The 20,717-nt window shown below is 69.7% G+C and carries 16 protein-coding genes; 14 read left to right on the forward strand and 2 right to left on the reverse strand.

Going from position 1 to position 20,717, the window contains the following annotated elements:
- Nucleotides 1-16: 16 nt before the first annotated feature.
- Nucleotides 17-811 (forward strand): carbon-nitrogen hydrolase family protein, encoded by a 795-nt coding sequence (locus JOE67_RS13515; RefSeq protein ID WP_204976048.1) that lies wholly within the window; start codon nucleotides 17-19, stop codon nucleotides 809-811.
- A gap of 13 nt (nucleotides 812-824) precedes the next feature.
- Here JOE67_RS13515 and JOE67_RS13520 read toward each other — a convergent pair whose 3' ends face one another.
- Entirely contained in the window at nucleotides 825-2,024 is a 1,200-nt protein-coding gene (locus JOE67_RS13520) for an aminotransferase class I/II-fold pyridoxal phosphate-dependent enzyme (RefSeq protein ID WP_204976049.1), read from the reverse strand.
- A 97-nt stretch (nucleotides 2,025-2,121) separates the two neighbouring features.
- Here JOE67_RS13520 and JOE67_RS13525 point away from each other — a divergent pair, with 97 nt between their 5' ends.
- From JOE67_RS13525 to JOE67_RS13535, 3 genes are read left to right on the forward strand one after another with little or no spacing between them, the layout of a single operon-like run.
- Complete coding sequence (locus tag JOE67_RS13525) at nucleotides 2,122-3,783, forward strand: S1C family serine protease (protein ID WP_204976050.1); 1,662 nt, start codon at nucleotides 2,122-2,124, stop codon at nucleotides 3,781-3,783.
- A 54-nt stretch (nucleotides 3,784-3,837) separates the two neighbouring features.
- Nucleotides 3,838-5,091 (forward strand): CDP-glycerol glycerophosphotransferase family protein, encoded by a 1,254-nt coding sequence (locus tag JOE67_RS13530; RefSeq protein ID WP_204976051.1) that lies wholly within the window; start codon nucleotides 3,838-3,840, stop codon nucleotides 5,089-5,091.
- On the forward strand, nucleotides 5,088-6,524 hold the full coding sequence (locus JOE67_RS13535) for a CDP-glycerol glycerophosphotransferase family protein (RefSeq protein WP_204976052.1): 1,437 nt from the start codon (nucleotides 5,088-5,090) through the stop codon (nucleotides 6,522-6,524). Before JOE67_RS13530 ends, JOE67_RS13535 begins: the two co-directional genes overlap by 4 nt.
- Nucleotides 6,525-6,576: 52 nt before the next feature.
- On the opposite strand, the gene JOE67_RS13540 is transcribed toward JOE67_RS13535, so the two are convergent.
- The gene (locus JOE67_RS13540) at nucleotides 6,577-7,641 is read right to left on the reverse strand and encodes a glycosyltransferase family 2 protein (RefSeq protein ID WP_476737661.1); all 1,065 of its coding nucleotides are present in this window, start codon (nucleotides 7,639-7,641) and stop codon (nucleotides 6,577-6,579) included.
- A 73-nt stretch (nucleotides 7,642-7,714) separates the two neighbouring features.
- Here JOE67_RS13540 and JOE67_RS13545 point away from each other — a divergent pair, with 73 nt between their 5' ends.
- The 10 genes from JOE67_RS13545 to JOE67_RS13590 all read left to right on the forward strand — a co-directional run bounded on the left by JOE67_RS13545 (nucleotide 7,715) and on the right by JOE67_RS13590 (nucleotide 20,670).
- Nucleotides 7,715-8,938 carry a hypothetical protein gene (locus JOE67_RS13545; RefSeq protein WP_204976053.1) on the forward strand — a complete coding sequence of 408 codons (1,224 nt, stop codon included), beginning with the start codon at nucleotides 7,715-7,717 and terminating at the stop codon, nucleotides 8,936-8,938.
- 31 nt (nucleotides 8,939-8,969) lie between these two features.
- Nucleotides 8,970-10,247 carry a CDP-glycerol glycerophosphotransferase family protein gene (locus JOE67_RS13550; protein ID WP_204976054.1) on the forward strand — a complete coding sequence of 426 codons (1,278 nt, stop codon included), beginning with the start codon at nucleotides 8,970-8,972 and terminating at the stop codon, nucleotides 10,245-10,247.
- Nucleotides 10,247-11,011 (forward strand): biotin--[acetyl-CoA-carboxylase] ligase, encoded by a 765-nt coding sequence (locus JOE67_RS13555; RefSeq protein WP_204976055.1) that lies wholly within the window; start codon nucleotides 10,247-10,249, stop codon nucleotides 11,009-11,011. Before JOE67_RS13550 ends, JOE67_RS13555 begins: the two co-directional genes overlap by 1 nt.
- Before the next feature lie 78 nt (nucleotides 11,012-11,089).
- Entirely contained in the window at nucleotides 11,090-11,635 is a 546-nt protein-coding gene (locus JOE67_RS13560) for a PH domain-containing protein (protein WP_338041615.1), read from the forward strand.
- A gap of 63 nt (nucleotides 11,636-11,698) precedes the next feature.
- Nucleotides 11,699-12,820: a 5-(carboxyamino)imidazole ribonucleotide synthase gene (locus JOE67_RS13565; protein WP_204976056.1), complete on the forward strand. Its 1,122-nt coding sequence runs from the start codon at nucleotides 11,699-11,701 to the stop codon at nucleotides 12,818-12,820.
- 127 nt (nucleotides 12,821-12,947) lie between these two features.
- The gene (gene purE, locus JOE67_RS13570; protein ID WP_204977080.1) at nucleotides 12,948-13,415 is read left to right on the forward strand and encodes a 5-(carboxyamino)imidazole ribonucleotide mutase; all 468 of its coding nucleotides are present in this window, start codon (nucleotides 12,948-12,950) and stop codon (nucleotides 13,413-13,415) included.
- Nucleotides 13,412-14,869 carry an LCP family glycopolymer transferase gene (locus tag JOE67_RS13575; protein WP_338041616.1) on the forward strand — a complete coding sequence of 486 codons (1,458 nt, stop codon included), beginning with the start codon at nucleotides 13,412-13,414 and terminating at the stop codon, nucleotides 14,867-14,869. Before purE ends, JOE67_RS13575 begins: the two co-directional genes overlap by 4 nt.
- Nucleotides 14,870-14,943: 74 nt before the next feature.
- Nucleotides 14,944-16,563: a RecQ family ATP-dependent DNA helicase gene (locus JOE67_RS13580; protein WP_338041617.1), complete on the forward strand. Its 1,620-nt coding sequence runs from the start codon at nucleotides 14,944-14,946 to the stop codon at nucleotides 16,561-16,563.
- A gap of 73 nt (nucleotides 16,564-16,636) precedes the next feature.
- Nucleotides 16,637-17,704, forward strand: coding sequence for a glycosyltransferase (locus tag JOE67_RS13585; RefSeq protein ID WP_204976058.1), 1,068 nt, complete (start codon nucleotides 16,637-16,639; stop codon nucleotides 17,702-17,704).
- Nucleotides 17,705-17,796: 92 nt separating this feature from the next.
- A complete protein-coding gene (locus tag JOE67_RS13590; protein WP_204976059.1) occupies nucleotides 17,797-20,670 on the forward strand; it encodes an LGFP repeat-containing protein in 2,874 nt (957 codons plus the stop codon).
- The last annotated feature ends 47 nt before the right edge of the window (nucleotides 20,671-20,717 follow it).

Here is a 20,717-nt window from a genome sequence, read left to right on the forward strand (position 1 = left end):
GCGGGAAGATGAGGACATGTCCGCACTCGTCGCCGTCTGCCAGTTCGCCCCCGCCGACTCGTCAGAGCAGAACCGCGGGCGGGTCGCCGAACTCGTCGCGCAGGCCGCAGCCCGGGGTGCCGGCGTCGTCGTGCTGCCGGAGTACTCGAACTACTTCGTGAACCCGATGGACGACACCCTCGCGGCGAACGCCGAGGGGCTCGACGGCGAGTTCGTCACCGTTCTGCGTGCGCTGGCCGCAGAGCACGGCGTCGTCGTGGTCGCCGGAATGGTCGAGACGGCCGATGCGGGTCGCGTGCGCAACACCGTCGTCGCGATCTCGGATGCCGGTGTGCAGGCGGTGTATCGGAAGCAGCACCTGTACGACGCGTTCGGACAGCGCGAGTCGGACTGGATCGAGCCGGGAGAACTCGGGGACGCCGCCGTCTTCGACGCATTCGGGATGCGATTCGGGCTCATGACCTGCTACGACCTGCGTTTCCCCGAGGTGGCTCGGACGCTGATGGACGCGGGCTCGGATGCCCTGATCGTGCCGGCCGAATGGGTGCGCGGTCCGCTCAAGGAGCATCACTGGAACACCCTGCTCACTGCGCGCGCCATCGAGAACACGGCCTACGTGATCGCCGCAGACCATCCGGCGCCCATCGGGGTGGGCTACTCCCAGGTGGTCGACCCGCTGGGCGTGGTCGTCGCCGGCGTCAGCGCGGGGGAGGGAGTGGCCGTGGCATCCCTGGACCCCGGCCTCGTCGCCCGCACGAGGGAGACGAATCCGTCGCTGCGGCTGCGCCGCTACCGGGTCGTGCCCCGCTGAACGCGTGCGAGCGTCATCGGAGGCCGGAGAGCCGCCTGGCGGCCTCTTCGATCACCTCGACGCGCTTGCACGCGGCGAACCGGACGAGCCCTGAGTACTGCGCCTGGTTCTCTCGAGCGACGAAGGCGCTGATCGGGATCGCCGCGACGCCGGCGCGCTCGGGCAGCGCGCGGCAGAAGGCGGCCGCATCCGCTCCGCCGAGCGCACTCGCATCGGCCACCGTGAAGTAGCCGCCCTGCGGGGCGAAGACCTCGAGACCGGCGGCGCGCAGCCCGTCGCCAAGAAGCTCATGCTTGCGCAGCATGATCGCCGCCGCGTCGTCGAAGTACGAGTCGGGCAGGCGGAGGCCGACGGCGATCGCCGGCTGGAAGGCCGACCCGTTCACGTAAGTGAGGAACTGCTTCACCGTCAGCACGGCGGTGATGAGGGCGGCGGGGCCGTGCATCCAGCCGATCTTCCACCCTGTCGTCGAGAACGTCTTGCCGGCCGACGAGATCGTCAGCGTCCGCTCGGCCGCACCGGGCAGCGACGCGATCGGCACGTGCGGCGTGTGGAACGAGAGATGCTCGTAGACCTCGTCTGTGACGATGACAGCGTCGAACCGGGACGCGAGACGAATGACTTCCGTCTGCACCTCGGGAGTGAACACGGTGCCGGTCGGGTTGTGCGGATCGTTGACCAGGATGACCCGCGTGCGGTCGTTCACGACCCCGGCCAGCTGGTCGAGATCGGGCTGGAAGTCCGGTCGTCGCAGGGGCACGGTGCGCAGCCGTGCGCCGGCCAGTGCGACGATCGCGGCGTACGAGTCGTAGTACGGCTCGAAGACGACGACCTCGTCGTCGGGCCCGTCGATCAGTGCGAGAAGCGTCGCGGCGAGTGCCTCGGTCGCCCCGGCGGTGACCAGGACCTCGGTGTCGGGGTCGACCTGCAGCCCGTAGAAGCGCCGCTGATGCTCGGTGATCGCAGCGAGCAGATCGGGGATGCCACGGCCCGGTGGATACTGATTCGCGCCGTGCGCGATCGCCTCCCTCGCCGCCTCCAGCACCTCGGCCGGCCCGTCTTCATCGGGGAACCCCTGGCCGAGGTTCACCGACCCGGTGCGGGCCGCGGCCGCCGACATCTCGGCGAAGATGGTGGGCGCGACCCGGCCGTCAGGGGACAGCAGGCCCGCGCCCGCTGCCGTGCGGCGCCAGGCACCTGAGATGACATCCATGCAAGACAGGCTAAGACCATAGGCGAATTTCATCCGCGGCATACGAAACGCACAGACTCGGTTGTCACTCTGATAGGGCCTTGAGAAGGAGCAGAAGATGAACGACAACAGCACCCCAGACCAGCCCTCGAACCCCGAGGCGGCGAACGCAGCTCAGACTCCGCCGTCGGCCGCGTCCGGGCAGCACGTCCCCCCGCATTTCGGCTCCGAACCGACCGCTCCCCGGACCGAGCCGGGGCCGGCCGGATCGGCTCAGCCTGGTCCGGCGCAGCCCGGCTCAGGGCAGGCATGGCAGCCGCCGGTTCCGGCGCAGCCGGGCACCTCCGCGCAGTACGGCACGCCGCCCACCGCTCCCGCCCAGCCGGGAGCGGGCGCGCGGCCGGGAGCGGGCTTCGGCCCCGCGCCGCATTCCGGACAGCCCTATGCCGGACAGTTCCACGGCGCGCCACGGCCGCCGCACGTCGGCGGGTTGGCCCCCACCGGCGAGCAGCAGACGCTCACCCTCGATCCGACGCTCATCGCGGCACCTGATCCCTCCGCCTCCTCCGGTCAGAGGAAGGGCGGCGGGCCGGTCAAGGTCGCCGGCCTCATCCTCGCCGCAGCGCTGGTCGGCGGTGTGGCCGGTTTCGGCGGCAGCGCCCTCGGCAACGCCGTATTCGACCAGCCCGCCTCGCAGTCGGCATCCGGCCCGCAGAGCGTCACCGTCAACAACCCGGGATCGGTCAACGAGACCACTGCGATCGCCAGCGAAGTGCTGCCATCCGTGGTCACCATCGAAGTCGCGGGCTCGAATGAATCCGGCAGCGGCTCGGGAGTCATCCTCGACAAGGAGGGGCACGTGCTGACCAACACGCACGTGGTCACCCTCGGCGGCGCCGCCGCCGACCCGACTGTGCGCGTCACCACGTCGGACGGGCGGATCTACGAGGCCAGCATCGTGGGCACCGACCCCGTCTACGACCTCGCCGTCATCAAGCTGAAGAACGCCAAGGATCTCACTCCGATCGAGTTCGCCGACTCCGGCAAGCTCAACGTCGGCGACACCGCCGTCGCGGTGGGAGCGCCCCTGGGGCTGTCGAACTCGGTCACCACGGGTATCGTCAGCGCGCTGAACCGCAGCATCGAGGTCGCGTCGTCGGCACTGCCCGACAATTCGGCGCAGCAGCCGGACAGCGAGGGCGAGCAGGGTGACAGCGGCAACCCGTTCCAGTTCGACATCCCCGGCATGGGCCAGCAGCAGGCGAAGCAGTCGATCTCGATCGCGGTGATCCAGACCGACGCGGCGATCAACCCCGGCAACTCCGGCGGAGCGCTCGTCGACAGCAAGGGCAGCCTCATCGGCATCAACGTCGCGATCGCGACGGCAGGCGGGTCGTCCGCGTCGAGCGAGGCCGGCTCCATCGGTCTCGGCTTCGCGATCCCCTCCAACATCGCCCAGCGCGTGGCTGACGAGATCATCGCAGACGGTGCGGCGACGCACGGTCTGCTCGGGGCGACCGTGCGCGACGCATCGACTGTCCAGGACGCCTCGGTCGCCGGTGCGGTTATCGACACCCCGACGCCGGGTGGCGCTGCCGCAGACGCGGGTCTCAAGCGCGGCGACATCGTCACGAAGTTCAACGGCGTGCCGATCACCGGAGCGAGCGACCTGACCGCACAGGTGCGTGCGGCGGCCGCAGGAAGCGACGCGACGCTGAGCTACGTGCGCTCGGGAAAGACCTACGAGGCAGAGGTGACGCTGGGCGAACTGCAGCTCTGAGCTGCGCTCAGCCGGCTCCCCGGTCAGGACGCCACCCCGCGATAGGCTCGCGGGGTGGCGTCCTTCTCTTTCGGCACCGGAAACGCGGCGAAGCTGCTCCGGATCCCGCTGTATGCCGCCGGACGCATCGCGGCGCTGCTGATCCCGCGCGGCGACCGGTGGGTGTTCGGCTGCGGAGCCGGCATCGGCGATGGCGCTCTCGCCCTGTACCGCGTCGCGACCGAGCAAGGGCACAGGGCGCTGTGGCTCGCGCGCTCCTCCCGGGATGCGGATGACGCCAGCGCCATCGGCATCCGCACGGTTCCGCGCGACAGTCTGCGCGGCTGGTGGGCGACCATCAGGGCAGGGGTCGTCGTCGTGACGCACGGTCTGGGCGACGTGAACCGCTACGGCAGCAGCGACGCCTTCGTCGTGCAGCTGTGGCACGGCATCCCGCTCAAGCGGATCGGACTCGACTCGCCGATCACCGCGCAGGTGCCGCAAGGGATACCGGGCGCAGCGGTTCTGCGCAGGCTGCTGACGGTGCTCTACCGTGGCGCCGCCCAGCGCATCCAGGTGCTGCCGGCCGCTTCGCACCGTTCGCGAGGTCGACTGGAATCGGCCTTCGGCCTGGGCGATGATCGCGTCGTCGTCACAGGGGAGCCCCGGGTCGACGTGCTCTCCGTCGGCATCCCTCAGCAGCGACGCGGGGATGCCGCACAGCTGCTCACCCGCACCGGGCCGGTCCTCGCGCACCAGCGGGTGCTGCTCTACGCCCCGACCTGGCGCGATGGCGCCCCGGACCCCGCCGTCCCCACGGCCGCGCAGTGGGTGGACATCGTGCGCCTCCTCGAGAAGCACGACGCGATCCTCTTCATCCGCTCGCACCCGCTGGGTGAGGGGGCGTACGCCCCGCCGTGGTCGAGCGGCCGGGTGCGGATGCTGAACTCGGACCTGCTGGCCGACGTGACGCCGGCACTGCCGCGCGTCGACATCCTCATCACCGACTACTCGTCGATGGCGTACGACGTAGGGCTGCTCGCGATGCCCGTCGTCTATCTCGCCCCGGATGCCGACAGGTACGCCCTCGAACGCGGATTCTACGGTCGGTACGCCGACGTCGCCGGCGACGACAGCGCGACCGACTGGGAGACGGCGCTCGATCAGCTCGACGCCGTGCTGTCGGATGACGCGGTGCGGGCCGAGCGCTCGGCGCGATCCGCTGAGCTCAGCGCTCACATGCACGCATACCGCGACGGGCAGAACGCCCGGCGCGTGTACCAGGCCATCCGCGCGCGCGGCATCCCCGCGCCGAAGGGAGCACGATGACCACCGCTCGGATCGATGAGCAGACGCAGACCCTGATCATCTCGGGAACGGGGGCACGCCCCGCATCCGCCGCACTCGTCGGGCCGCGTGCCCGGGTCTCGGCCCGTCTCACGGGCGGAGGGAAGACCTGGAAGGCGACTGTGCCCCTTCGGATCTCTCGTTGGGGAGGAGCGGAGCTGCCGCTGCCGGCCGGTCAGTACGAGCTGACCGTCGACGGCGCGGACATCGACGGAGCCGAACTCGAGCCCACCCTGCTTCCCGGGTTGCGCATCGAGGTGCGAGGCGCCGTCGTCACCATCGCGCCGCCGATCGCCCCGATCTACGAGACCATCGAGGGGCAGCGGACCCTCGAGCAGCGGTACGCGTCCCAGATCGGCGCCGGAGAGAACGCGGTGTTCTTCGAGAGCTTCTACGGCCAGACCGCCGGATGCAATCCCCGTGCGATCGACCGCGTGCTCGCCGAGCGCGCGCCATCGGTGGCCAGGTACTGGAGCGTCACCGACCTGTCGGTGGAGGTGCCGGAAGGCGCGATCGCCGTAGTGGAAGGCGGCCCCGAGTGGTGGCGCGCCCGCGCCGAATCACGGATCCTCGTCGTCAACGACTGGCTGCGACGCAGGTTCGTGCGCAAACCCGGTCAGATCGTGCTGCAGACCTGGCACGGCACGCCGCTCAAACGACTCGCCCTGCACCGGCCCGGCTTCGATCCGCGGCGCATGGCGGCGGTCGTGAAGGAGTCCCGACGGTGGGATGTGCTCCTCGCGCAGAACCCGTACGCCTCGCGCATCCTCAAGAAGGCGTATGCGTTCTTCGGCAAGCCGATCTGGGTCGAGGGGTATCCGCGCAACGACGTCCTGGTGAACGGTGACCCGCGGCCCGTCCGGAAGGCCCTCGAAATCGGCGCTGACGAGCGGGTCATCCTGTATGCGCCCACGTGGCGCGACGATCGCTCGGAGATGGTCGACTTCGTCGATCCGCAGCTGCTGGCAGAGCAGACCGACTCCGTCGTTCTCGTGCGGGGGCATTCGCGGACGATCCGCCCTGGGCGCGACCACGCGGGAGCGCGCGTGATCGACGTCACGGGCTACCCCGAGACGGCCCGCCTTCTGCTCATCGCCGACGTTCTCGTCACCGACTACTCCTCGGTGATGTTCGACTTCAGCGTGACCGGCCGGCCGATGTTCTTCCTCGTGCCCGACCTCGAGCACTACCGTGGCCAGCTGCGCGGGTTCTACTTCGATCTCGCCGAGCGGGCTCCCGGCCCCCTCGTGCACAGCCAGGATGAGCTCGTGCGCGCGCTCGACGACCTCGAGGTGCCCGAGGCCTTCCGTGAGCGCTATGCGGCCTGGCGATCGCAGTTCAATCGTCGTGACGACGGTCAGGCGGCCGATCGCGTCGTCTCGCGCATCCTCGATCAGGGCTGGCTGACCGTCTGATCGCCGAGCGTGCGACCCCTGACCCGCACGGCGGTCAGGGGAGAGGCGGCGGTCAGGGGAGCGGCGTGTTGCGCGAGCCGAGTCGTGAGGCGTCGACGGTGTCACGAGCCCCTCGAAGCGCCCCGCCGATGAAGCCCAGGCCCCAGGAGAAGTGCATCGTGGGCAGCACCGCCATGGTCCACAGTCGCTGGCGCACACCGCCTGGACCGGCGAGACCGACGCCGATGACGAGCAGCGCGTACGCGATCAGGGGCAGATAGACGATCGAGGCGACCAGGCCGGCGACGCCGCGCAGCAGGCCGACGAGCTGCAGGACGCCGACCAGCGCTGCCGCGGCGGTCACGATGACGAGCGCAGGCGGGGCGAAGTACCGCAGTCCGTTCCTGCGACCGAAGCGGCGCACGAGTTCACCGCGCCAGGCGCCGGTCGCACGGAACTGCCGTGCCAGTCGCACCCAGCTCTCCCGTGGCCAGTACGTGACCGACAGCGCGGGATCGAACCACACCAGGTGCCCGGCCTGTCGGATGCGCAGGTTCAGCTCCCAGTCCTCGCCGCGACGGATCGTCTCGTCGAAGAGGCCGACCTGTTCGATCACCTCACGGCGCATCACGCCGAGGTACGCCGACTCGGCCTCGCCCTCATGATCGCTGCCGTGGTACGCACCTCCGCCCAGCCCCACGGGCGAGTTGTACAGGCGTGCGACCGCGCGCTGGAACGGTGTGCGGCCATCGGCCCGCATCACACCGCCGACGTTCGCGGCTCCCGTGCGCTGAAGCGTCTCGAGAGCACGCCGCGCGTACCCGGGCGAGAGCTCGGAATGAGCGTCGACCCGGATGATCGTCGCGTGGGTGCTGGCGCGGATGGCCGCATTGAGGCCGACGGGGATGTGCGCCGCGGGATTGTCGACGAGAAGGATCCGCTCGTCCTCGGCTGCGAGGCGGCGTGCCAGCTCGGTCGTGCCGTCGCTCGACGGACCGAGGGCGAGGACCAGCTCGGTCGGTCCGTCGACGTCCTGCTCGAGGACCGAGCGCACCGCGTGCTCGAGGTACGCACGCTCGTTCAGCACGGGCATCACGAACGAGACGCCGGCGGAGGTGATCCTGTCGTCATCGTGCACGTGTCGATCATGTCATGCGCCCTCGGCAGCCCGGTTCGGACGATTCGGAGGTTCGACGGCTAGCGTCCCCCGGATGGACGCACTCCGAGATGCGAAGAAGGCGTACCGGCTGCTGCGCCGCGCGATACGGATCCGCGCGGCGCGTGAGAGCGTACGGCACATGCTGGCCGAGAGGCCGCCGCTGCCTGCGCACCGTTTCCGGATCGCGGTCTACTTCGCCGACACCGACGTGAACATGTACCAGATCCGTCAGTGGTACCGGCCGCTGCGACGGCTCACCGAGCGGTACCCCGTTGTCGTGATCTCGCGCTCGCCGCTGGGCGCCGAGGCGCTGCTGCGCGACGACGCGCTGCCCGTCGCCTTCGTGCCGGAGATCGCTGAGCTGGAGGCCTTCCTCGCCGAGCAGGACATCAGGATCGTGCTCTACGTGAATCAGAACACCCGCAACTTCCAGATGTTCCGGTATGGCCGCCGCACGCACGTGTTCATCAATCACGGCGAGTCCGACAAGGTCTACATGATCAGCAATCAGTACAAGGCGTACGACCATGCGCTCATCGCAGGAGAGGCTGCACGCGACCGCCTCGCGGATGCCCTGTGGGACTACGACGTCGATACCCGCACGACCATGATCGGCCGCCCGCAGGCGGATCACTTCACCGGCGAGCTGCCGTTCGCACCGGATGAGCGGACGGTGGTGCTGTACGCGCCGACGTGGGAGGGCGACAGGGCATCGATGGCATACGGGTCGGTGCGCACGCACGGAGTGGCGCTCGTCGAGGCGCTGGTGGCCACCGGCCGGCATCGTGTGATCTACCGCCCCCACCCCCGTACGGGGGTGATGGACGACGACTACCGGGCCGCGAGCGAGCGGATCGTGGGGCTGCTGACGGCGGCCAACGAAGCGGACCCCGCCGCGCACCACGTGCACGATGACGGGCCCGAGATCGGCTGGCAGCTGACGGCGGCCGACGTGGCCGTGCTCGATGTGTCTGCCATGATCTACGACCGCCTCGCCACGGGGCGCCCCCTCCTCGTGACCCGCCCGACAAGCTCCGAGGCGGAGATCGACGCGAGTGGATACCTCTCGGCGTGCGAATGGCTCACGGCCGAGGAGGCCGCCGGGGACGGGGCGGCGGCGATCGAGCGCGTGCGCGTCGACGCTGAGGCGATCGACAGGCTGAGCCGCTGGTCGGCACGGTATTTCGGCGATACGACGCCGGGGGCAGCGACCGCCCGGTTCGAGGCGGCGATCGACCGACTCTGGGAGGCCGCTGCCGGGCGTCCCGAGGCCTGAGATGCGCCGTCGTCGCCGGTATCCTGGAGGGATGGGTGTGGTCTCAGATGGCAAGAAGGCGTATCGACTGCTGCAGAAGGCCCTCGCCTCGCGTTCAGCCGTGCAGCGGGTGCGTCGACGGCTCGCCGCGCAGGGGCCGCATCCGCATCAGCACTACCGCATCGCGGTCTACTTCGCTGACGGGGCGGTCAACATGTACCAGATGCGTCAGTGGTACCGTCCGCTCGCGGAGCTCGCGAAGCGCTGGCCCGTCGTCGTGCTCTCGCGCAGCGCGACCGGCGCCGAGAAGCTGATCGAGGAGGACGGCCCGCCCGTGGCCTTCGTGCCCACGGTGCGCGATCTCGAGAAGTTCATCGCCAAGCAGGACATCCGCATCGTCCTCTACGTGAACCAGAACACCCGCAATTTCCAGATGTTCCGCTACGGCCGTCGCTGGCATGTGTTCATCAACCACGGCGAGTCCGACAAGATGTACATGACCACGAATCAGTACAAGGCATACGACTACGCGCTGATCGCGGGTCAGGCGGCGCGGGAACGGCTGAGCCGCACTCTGTGGGACTACGACCTCGACAAGCGCGCGATCGAGATCGGCCGGCCGCAGGCCGACCATTATTCGGGCACCCTCCCGTACACGCCGGATGAGCGTCAGGTCGTTCTCTACGCACCCACCTGGGAGGGGGACCGTCCGTCGGCGCACTACGGCTCGATCGTCTCGCACGGTGAGAAGCTCGTCACCGAGTTGCTGGCCACAGGGCATCACCGGGTGATCTACCGTCCGCACCCGCGCAGCGGCGTGGTCGACGACGAGTACGGCGCCGCGCACCGGCGGATCCTGGCGGCGATCGCGGAGGCGAACGCCGCAAATGCCGCAGCGCAGCACGTGTACGACGACGGACCGGAGCTCGGCTGGCAGCTCGCCGCCGCCGACGTCGCAGTCGTCGACATCTCCGCGATGGTCTACGACCGTCTCGCCGCAGGCAAGCCGCTGCTGATCACGCGGCCGGCCGACGAGCGCGCATCCATCGACACCACGGGGTACCTCTCGGCGTGCGAATGGCTCACCGTGGACGGCGCCGCCGACATCGTCGCCGAGGTCGAGCGGGTCGCGGCCGACGACGAGGCGGTCACGCGCCTGCGGACCTGGGTGCAGCACTACTTCGGCGACACGACGCCGGGGGCGGCGACCGCGAAGTTCCATGGCGCCATCGAGCAGCTCATGCAGAAGTGGGACGAGTGGCACGCCCGGGATGCGGGTGGCGACGCCCCCGACGATGACGACCAAGACGCCCCCGAGGACGACGACTGATGCAGCTGCCGCGCACACGCGCGCTCGCCGATCCGCTGATCGTCCTCGACACCTGCGGTTCGACCAACGCCGAGCTGCGGGGTCGTATCGAGGCGGGGGAGCGCCTGGGACACCCCGCCATGCTGCTCACCGACGCGCAGACGGCCGGCCGTGGCCGGCTGGATCGCACCTGGGCGACCCCGGCGGGCTCGGCGCTCGCCGCGTCGACACTGCTGCGCGACCTGCCGGCCGACATCGACGCATGGGGGTGGGTCCCGCTGGCGGCAGGTGTCGCGATGACGGATGCTGTGGCTGCGCAGCTTCCCGGGCGCGACGTGGGGCTCAAGTGGCCGAACGACGTGCTCGTCGACGGACGGAAGATCTGCGGCATCCTCGCCGAGGTCACCGCGCAGGGGATCGTCGTCGGCACCGGCGTGAATACATCGATGACCGAGGCCCAGCTGCCGGTGCAGACCGCGACCTCCTTCGCGGTCCTGGGCGTGAGCGTCGACGCCGACAGGCTGCTGGCCGAGTACCTGTCCGAGCTCATCGCTCTCGTCGACGGACTCATCAAGAGCGCCGACGCCGTCGCGTCCGGCCTGCACGCCGAAGCCGAACGGCGCTGCCTCAGCATCGGCCGGGATGTGGACGTCACGCTGCCCGGCGGAGACGTGCTGCACGGACGCGCTGTGCGGCTGCAGCACGACGGATGCCTGGTGGTGGACATCGGCGGGACGACGAGGGCAGTGGCATCCGGAGATGTCGTCCACGCCCGCCTCGCCTGAACGCGAGCGGGCACGCCCCGATCCGGCACGCCCGGCGGGCCTGCCGCGCCGACGCCGGGTCGCGGGCACAATGGAGGTGTGACCCAGCCCGTGACTCTCGGTGGTCGGCCGAAGATGCCGCCCCCGGGTGCGCCTGTCGAAGAGCTGCTGGTGGCGCGTTTTCGCAGCCACGCACGGCGGCTGTTCTGGCCGGCCCTGCTGCTCATCGCGACGACGGGTGCGACGGCGTACCTCTACGGCAATCTGCCCGCTCCGTTCGAGGACTGGATGCTGCTGGCCGCCGCTGGAATCGTGATCCTGCTGTTCGTCGTGCTGCCGTACCTGTTCTGGATCTCGCGCACCTGCACGATCACCACGCGCCGGGTCATCCTGCGCGAGGGACTCGGCTCTCGGCGCAGACGGGAGCTCTCGCACATGCGCGGCTACTCGATCGGCGTGCGCCGGGGCCCGCTGCAACGACTGTGGGGCGCAGGGACGATCACGCTGAGCAACGGCGTCGACGCACCCATGCGACTGCAGAACGTTCCGATGGCCAACCTCGTGCACGAGGTGCTCGCCGACCAGGTCGAGGTGAACCAGATCCTCGCTCATCGCGACGCCCAGGCGGCGAGTCCGTCCGTCTGACCTCGGGGCGTCCGAGGGCACTCGCGGAGTGCGCGAGAATGGATGCGACGAAAGGGGCGCTGCATGACCGTGCGCGTGGGTGTGATCGGCGGAGGACAGCTTGCTCGGATGATGATCGCTCCTGCGGTCGAACTCGGGCTCGACATCCGGGTGCTCGCCGAGGACGAGGGCATGTCGGCCCAGCTCGCGGCCACGGCGGTGGGCGACTACCGCGACCTCGAGACCGTGCGTGCCTTCGCCAATGACGTCGACGTCATCACCTTCGACCACGAGCACGTCCCGCAGGAGGTGCTTCGCGCGCTCGTCGCTGACGGTGCGCAGGTGCATCCGGGCCCCGACGCCCTGCAGTACGCGCAGGACAAGCTGGTCATGCGAGCGCGGCTCGCCGAGCTCGGCGTGCCGCAGCCCGACTGGGCGCCGGTGCGCGATGCCGACGAGCTGCAGCGCTTCATCGACGAGCACAACGGAGGCGCGGTGGTGAAGACGCCGAGGGGCGGTTATGACGGCAAGGGCGTGCGGGTCGTGCGCTCGGGCGCCGAGGCCGCCGACTGGTTCGACGCCGCAGCCGGCGAGGCCCTGCTCGTCGAGGAGCTCGTTTCCTTCCGTCGCGAGCTGGCGCAGCAGATCGCCCGTCGCCCGAGCGGCGACATGGCCGCCTACCCGGTCGTCGAGACCGTCCAGCGCGACGGCGTGTGCGCCGAGGTCATCGCGCCGGCGCCCGACACGACAGAGCGGCTCGTCGAGGTCGCCGAGCAGATCGGCCGGCGGATCGCCGAGGGCATCGGCGTGACGGGGATGCTGGCGGTCGAGCTCTTCGAGACCGATGACGAGCGGATCCTGGTGAACGAGCTGGCCATGCGTCCGCACAACAGCGGTCACTGGAGCCAGGACGGCGCCGTCACCGGGCAGTTCGAGCAGCACCTGCGGGCCGTCGCCGACCTTCCTCTCGGCGGCACCGAACCTCGTCAGCCGTGGACGGTCATGATCAACATCCTCGGGGGCCCGCAGGACGGAACCCTCGCGGAGCGATTCGCCCCCGCCATGCAGCAGCACCCCGAGGCGAAGATCCACACCTACGGCAAGGCTCCGCGCCCTGGTCGCAAGGTCGGTCACGTGAACGTCTCGGGCGACGATCTCGACGATGTCGCCTACATCGCACGGGTCACCGCGTCGCTCTTCCTCTGAGCCGATCGGGGGTGCCGACGAGCCGACGCGGCGCGTGCCGCTGCGAACTTCTCACAGAGGCGCCCCGTAACCTGTCATGGTGACTGAGCCACTGCACTCCTCGAGCTCGCCCCTGGTCGGCGTCGTGATGGGATCCGACTCCGACTGGCGCGTGATGGGCGACGCCTCACAGGCGCTCACCGACTTCGGCATCGCGCATGAGGTCGAGGTCGTGTCGGCGCACCGCACGCCAGACAAGCTGATGAGCTACGCGCGAGAGGCACGCAGCCGCGGTGTCCGCGTCATCATCGCGGGCGCCGGGGGAGCAGCGCACCTGCCCGGCATGATCGCCTCGATGACCGCCCTGCCGGTCATCGGCGTCCCGGTGCCGCTCGCATATCTCGACGGCATGGACTCGCTGCTGTCGATCGTGCAGATGCCCGCCGGCATCCCCGTCGCGACCGTGTCGATCGGTGGTGCGCGCAACGCCGGCCTGCTCGCGGCTCGCATCCTGGGCACCTCCGATGCGGCTCTCGCGGATCGCGTCGAGGAGTACGCGGCCGAGCTCGAGCGTCAGGTCGAGCAGAAGAACCATCGGCTGAAGGACTCCCTGTGACCTTGGCCGCTCCGCACGCCTCCGCGCGAGGCGGGCGGCCGCTCATCGAGACGCGCCCGCTGCGCTACCCCGACACCGCCGACGAGGCCACGATGGCGCGACGGGGCTGGTGGCTCGTCGTGCTGAACGCGCTCATCCCCGGGTCGGCGCAGGTGCTCGCCGGAAACAGGCGTCTCGGGCGCTTCGGCCTCGGCGCGACCCTGTCGGGCTGGCTCCTCGTGCTCATCGGCGCGGGCCTCGCGCTGTTCGGCCGCGGTGCGCTCGTCTGGCTCGTCGTCGGCCCGCTGTCGTGGTTCGTGCTCACCCTCGTGCAGGTGCTGCTCATCGGCTACGCGATCCTGTGGGTCGTGCTCACGATCGACGCCCTGCGCCTGGTGCGGCTGATCAGGGTGCCGACCGTGTCACGCTGGGCGCTGCCCGTGGCATCCGTCCTGGTGCTCTCACTGGCAGCATCCGGCGCCGTCTACGGGTCGACCGTCGCGGCCTCCAGCCGCGGCGCCATCGGAAGCATCTTCGGCGGCGGAGGACCGAGCCTGCCGCCCAGCGACGGCTACTACAACATCCTCCTGCTCGGTGCGGACAGCGGCGACGGCCGGGACTCCATGCGCTTCGACAGCATCTCCGTCGTCTCGGTCAACGCCGAGAGCGGTGCCGTGACGATCACCGGCATCCCGCGCGAGCTGCCCAACGCGCCCTTCAGCGAGGGCAGCCCCATGCAGGAGCTGTACCCGAACGGGTTCGAGGGCCACTCGAGCCGCACGTGCGGCTGGAACCCGTGGATGAACCACATCCGCAATGCCGCTGAGGTCTGCCGCGAGGATCATGGAACCGGGCTGTATCCGGACGCCGCGAAGCACGACTCCGCGCCAGGCATCGAGGCCACGAAGGACGCAGCGGAGGGTGCGCTCGGGATCGAGATCCCGTACTACGTCTTCGTCGACATGGATGCCTTCGCGGAGCTGATCGACGCACTCGGCGGTGTCGACATCGAGGTCACCGAGCGCCTGCCCAAGGGCGGCGGACCAGGTGACACGGGCCGCCCGGTCGAGGAGTGGGCGACCGGCTGGATCGAGCCGGGCATGCAGCACATGGACGGGGATACCGCGCAGTGGTACGCGCGGTCGCGCTACACCACCAGCGACTGGGACCGCATGAAGCGTCAGCGTCAGCTGCAGGTGGCCATCCTCGATCAGTTCACTCCCGAGAATGTGGTCGCGCGCTTCAACGAGATCGCGGCCGCCGGAACGGCTCTCGTCGAGACGGACCTGCCGCAGGACAAGCTGCCGGAGTTCTTCGGCCTCGTGATGAAGGCCAAGGAGCAGAAGGTCGCGCAGATCGAGCTCACACCCGAATCCGGTGTAGACGAGCACGAGCCCGACTACGCGCGCATTCGCGACATGATCCAGCAGACGCTGCATCCGCCGACGCAGACGCCGGCGACGGACGGCTCCTGATCCCGGCATAGGGGCTGCGCGGTTCGCCACGCAACCCCGTGGCGTCACCCGCCGAGCTGCGGTCGACTGGGGCAGTGAGCGCAGATGACATCGACCGTGTCGCACGGGACTCCTTCGGAATCGATCGGCTGAAAGGCGCGCAGCGGGATGCCATCGCGGCAGCCGTGCGCGGTCGGGACGTGCTCGGGGTGCTGGCCACCGGATACGGGAAATCGGCGATGTACCAGGTCGCGGCGACCCTTCGTGAGGGCGTGACCGTCGTGGTGTCGCCGTTGATCGCGCTTCAGGAAGACCAGCTGGTCGGCATGGAGAACTCTCCGGACGCCCCGGCCGGGGTCGTCCTGAACTCGGCAGGCGGGGTGCGCCGCACGCGCGAGGCATGGCGGATGCTGCGCAGCGGCGGCGCTCGGATCGTGCTGCTCGCGCCCGAGCAGCTGGCCAAGGATGACGTCCTCGAGGCGCTTGCTGAGCTCGACGTGACTCTTCTCGTGGTCGACGAGGCGCACTGCATCGCGTCATGGGGGCATGACTTCCGCCCTGACTACCTCACGCTCGGCGCCGCGGCCGACCGCCTCGGACGGCCGCCGATCATGGCGCTCACGGCGACGGCATCGACACCTGTCCGCGCGGAGATCGTGCGGCGACTGGACCTTCACGATCCTCTCGAATGCATCGGCGATCTCGACCGACCGAACATCTCGCTGGAGGTTCGCAGGCATACCGACGATGCCGCGAAGAGGGCTGCTGTCGTGGACGAGGTCGTGCAGCTGGCGAAGCCAGGGCTCGTCTACACGGCCACCCGGCGCGACACCGAGAGCTACGCCGAGCTGCTGCAGGCGCGGGGTCTGCGCGCGGCGGCGTACCACGCGGGCATGGCGGCGAAGCGCCGCGATCGGGTGCACGAGGACCTCCTCGAGGGCAGGCTCGACGTCGTCGTCGCCACCTGCGCGTTCGGGATGGGGATCGACAAGCCGGATGTGCGGTTCGTGGTGCACGCCGATGCTCCGGAGTCGCTGGACGCGTACTACCAGGAGATCGGTCGAGCCGGCCGCGACGGGCAGCCGGCAGTCGCCGTTCTGCACTTCCGCCCGGAGGATCTCGCGCTGCGCAGGTTCTTCACCGGGGGCGGGCCATCGGCGGGGGAGCTGCGAAAGGTGCTGCGTGCGCTGGGCGGCGGGGTAAGCAAGCGCACGGAGCTCGCTGAGGCATCCGGGCTGTCGAGCCGTCGCGTCACCGCCCTGCTGGCGCTGCTGTCCGACACCGGGCACGTGCGCATCGGCAGGCAGGGTGTGCGGCTGCTCACGCCGGGGGACCCCGCCGAGGCTGTCTCGGACGCGCGGGAGCGGGCGGACGAGCGCGAGCGCATCGAGCAGACCAGGATCGAGATGATGCGCTCGTACGCCGAGAGCCGCAGGTGCCGGCGTCGAACCCTGCTGCACTACTTCGGCGAGGATCTGGGCGAGAAGTGCGGCAACTGCGACCTGTGCGAGGAGGGCGAGCCCTCGACCCCGGACGGCGGGTGGGCAGAGGGCGCGTTCGGCGTGGACGATCGCGTGCGCCACGAGGAGTGGGGGCCGGGCACCGTCATGTCGGTGGAGGAGGACCGGATGACCGTCTTCTTCGAGGCGGAGGGGTACCGGGTGCTCTCTCTCGAGCTGATCGCCGAGAAGGATCTCGTCGAGCTCGAGAAGTGACAAGCGCTGCCGAGTGCGACGATCGCCGGTGGGGCGACCCGGGTGGCCGTGGCCGCGAGGTTAGGCTGACCTCATGAGTGTGCAGCTGCGTGTCGTGTTCGACCAGATCGGCGTCGATGCCGACCTGGCGAGAGCAGGGCTCGGACTCGCTGAGGGGCTGATCCGCACCGCGCCGCGCGGTTGCGGCGTCTCTGCCATCGCGCCGAGCGGCACGTCGGTGACGATGCCCGGCCTGCACGAGATCCGCACCCTGCCTCTGGCTCGGCGCGAGCTGGCCGGCGCCTGGCAGATGGGCATCACCGCCGGAGTCGGCGGCGGTCTCATCCACTCGCCGACGCTGCTGGCTCCGCTGGTCCGTCATGACCGCGTGCACGATCACGACCAGACCACCGTGACGCTCTGGGACCTGTGCGCCTGGGAGAGTCCGGACACACTGTCGAAGGCGAGTGTGGTGTGGCAGCGGTCGATGCTCAAGCGCGCCGTCAAGCACGCGGATGCGGTGATCGTGCCCTCCCATGCCATGGCGGAGCGCCTCGACGAGATCGCGCCACTGGGCGACCGCATCCGGGTGATCGCCGGTGCAGCGCCGACCGGGTTCCGCTCACCTGATGATGCCGCGGCGCTGCGCGCCGGCTTGCAGCTGCCCCGTGACTACGTGGTCCTCACAGGGGACGCCGCATCGCTCGAGCAGGGCTTCCGAGCGACGGCGCACGCCGGGACGGATGCGGTGGTGGTGGATGCCGAGGAGGGCACCGAGCCCACGCTCGCCGACCTGGCCGCGGCGGCGGGGCTGCCTCACGGACGCGTGCACATCAGGGGCGTGCTCGACGATGCATCGCGAGCGGCGACGCTCGCCGGGGCCCGGGCGGTCGTCGCCTCCTCTCCGGCGATGTGCTGGCCGTGGCGTCTGATCGAGGCGATGGAACTCGGTGTCCCGATCGTGGCGGTGGAGTCGGGCGTGCACCGCGACGTCCTCGCCGACGGGGGAGCGGTCGTGGCCTCGGACGAGTTGTCCGACGCGCTCGTCGATGCGCTCGGATCGGGTCGGGAGCGCCTGCGGGTTCTCGGGTCGGATCGGGCCAGGGCGTTCTCCTGGCCGAGCTCGGCCGAACGCGTCTGGGCCCTGCACGCGGAACTCTGAGAGAACGTTCAGAGTCGCGCGACACGCCGAGCGAGATCCCGCAATATACCGCCCCAGTGGCATCATCTCGCAACTTCAGTCACACTATTCACATGCATTCACGTGGATTGCGCCCCCGAATGGTGTCAAGGACGGCTCGTTGGGCGACGACGATCGTCGCCGTGCTCGCGCTGCTTCTCGGCACCGCCGTGCCTGCGACGGCCGCTGCGGCTCCTGTGGCGGCCGGCGTCAACGGCCCCGCGAAGATGTCGCTCAGCGGCTGGTCGGCGGGCAACATCATCAGCGATGCGGTCTTCACCGACCGCACGACGATGACCGAGGCGCAGATCCAGAGCTTCTTCAACTCGAAGGTCAAGACCTGCCGGGGCGGCACCGACAAGTACGGGCCGATCATCTGCCTGAAGGACTACAAGACGGATTCGGTGTCCCGCTCCGCGGATGCGTACTGCAAGGGCTACACGGGGGCCCGCGGCGAGTCCGCGGCGCGGATCATCCACCGCGTCGCGCAGTCGTGCGGCATCAACCCGCAGGTGCTGATCGTCATGCTGCAGAAGGAGCAGGGTCTGGTCACGCACACGTATCCGAGCAAGTGGCGGTACGACAAGGCGCTCGGCCAGGGCTGCCCAGACGACGCTCCCTGCAATCCCGCGTATGTCGGCTTCTTCCACCAGATCTACGGCGCAGCGCGCCAGATGCAGATCTACATGGAGGGCAGGTACTTCACGTGGTACAAGCCCGGCAACACCTGGAAGATCCGCTATGACGTCGAGATCTCCTGTGGCTCGTCGCCCGTCTACGTCGCCAACAAGGCGACCTCGGCCCTGTACTACTACACGCCCTATCAGCCCAACGCGGCATCGCTCAGGGCCGGCTACGGCACGGGAGACGGCTGCTCGAGCTACGGCAACCGCAACTTCTACAACTACTTCACCGATTGGTTCGGGTCGACGCAGAAGCCTGCCGTGACAGTCGACCCGCTGCGAGACATCAAGGCGCTGTACACCTCGCTCGGCGGATCCACCGGCGTCCTGGGCGCGGTCAAGACGAATCCGTCGTGCACGGCGACCACGGCGCGGTGCACTCAGACCTATGCCAACGGGATCATCACCTGGACGAAAGCACGCGGTGCGCTGACGGTCTACGGGCCGATATACAAGGAGTACCTCGTGCAAGGCGGCCTGGGCGGTGCGCTCGGGTACCCGAAGGAGACGCCGCGCGCCATCACGGATCCGAACGGGAACGGCGTCGGCCAGCAGTTCGACAGCGGATGGATCCACCAGTCAGCCGCAGGGACATTCGCCTCGTCGACCCGCTTCATGACGGCGTACAGCGCAGCGGGCTGGCTGCGCGGCTCGCTGGGCTGGCCGACCAGCCGCGAGACGTGCACCAGCGCATCGTGCGTGCAGGACTTCACCGGCGGTTTCATCGGCGCAGCCACGGGCAAGCCGGCATTCGCGACGCTGAAGGCCACGTCGAAGTCGATCGATGCGCTGCACGCCGCGCAGGGAGGATCGGCTGGCGTGCTCGGGGCGCAGGCGGGGGACAGGACCCTCGTCACCGACCCCAACGGCCATGGCCTCGCCCAGCACTACCAGAACGGGTACATCCATGCGTCGGAAGCAGGGACGTTCGCCACATCGGCGACCCTCATGACGACGTACAGCAAGGCCGGCTGGCTGCGCGGAGCCCTGGGATGGCCCGTGAACGCGGAGCAGAGGATCACCGACCCGAACGGCAACGGCGTGGTGCAGGGCTTCCAAGGCGGGTGGATCCACTCCTCGGCCTCGGGCACCTTCAGCACATCGAGCAGGATCATGACCGCATACAGTGCAGCGGGGTGGCTGCGCGGTGCGCTCGGCTGGCCGGCCAGCGCCGAGGTCTGCACCGGCGCGGTATGCGCGCAGGCGTTCGCAGGAGGCCTCATCAGCTTCTCCGGTTCCAGCCTGGCAGCCTCCACCATCGGCGTCAGCGCCGCCGCGATCACGAAGGTCCACACCGCCTCCGGTGGCATCAAGGGCCCGCTGGGCGCCGCCACCGAGAGCGCCGGTGTCGTCGCCAGCGAGAACGGCAGCGGTCTCACCCGTGGCTTCGCGGGCGGACGCATCCATTCCTCCGCATCCGGGACGTTCGCATCCTCGGCGACGATCATGACGGCGTACAGTGCGGCGGGGTGGCTGCGCGGCAAGCTCGGCTGGCCGACGGGCGCGGAGAGCTGCGCGGGAACGTACTGCTCGCAGGCGTTCCAGGGCGGTTCCATCGCCTACACCAAGGGCAAGGCGGCAGTGGCGCTGGTCGGCGTCGCGCCTGGCGCGATCGATGCGGCCTACAAGGCTGCCGGCGGTTCTGCCGGTGCGCTGGGGAACGCGGTGGCGGATGTCTCTGTGGTGTCGGATCGCAACGGCAACGGTCTCGCCAGGAAGTACCAGCGAGGCTTCATCCATGCATCCGCGGCGGGGACGTTCTCGTCGTCGACGACGATCATGACGGCGTACAGTGCGGCGGGGTGGCTGCGCGGCAAGCTCGGCTGGCCGACGGGCGCGGAGAGCTGCGCGGGAACGTACTGCTCGCAGGCGTTCCAGGGCGGTTCCATCGCCTACACCAAGGGCAAGGCGGCAGTGGCGCTGGTCGGCGTCGCGCCTGGCGCGATCGATGCGGCCTACAAGGCCGCCGGCGGTTCTGCCGGTGCGCTGGGGAACGCGGTGGCGGATGTCTCTGTGGTGTCGGATCGCAACGGCAACGGTCTCGCCAGGAAGTACGAGCGAGGCTTCATCCATGCATCCGCGGCGGGGACGTTCTCGTCGTCGACGACGATCATGACGGCGTACAGTGCGGCGGGGTGGCTGCGCGGCAAGCTCGGCTGGCCGACGGGCGCGGAGACCTGCTCGGCGACCTCGTGCTCGCAGGCCTTCCGCGGCGGCTCCATCACCTACGCCATCGGCAAGCCGGCCACCGTCTCGTACCGCTGACGGGCCGGCCATGAGAAGGCTCGGGACCGCCGTCAGATAGACTCGAG

This window comes from Microbacterium esteraromaticum, from assembly GCF_016907315.1.
In the GTDB taxonomy this organism is placed as follows: domain Bacteria; phylum Actinomycetota; class Actinomycetes; order Actinomycetales; family Microbacteriaceae; genus Microbacterium; species Microbacterium esteraromaticum.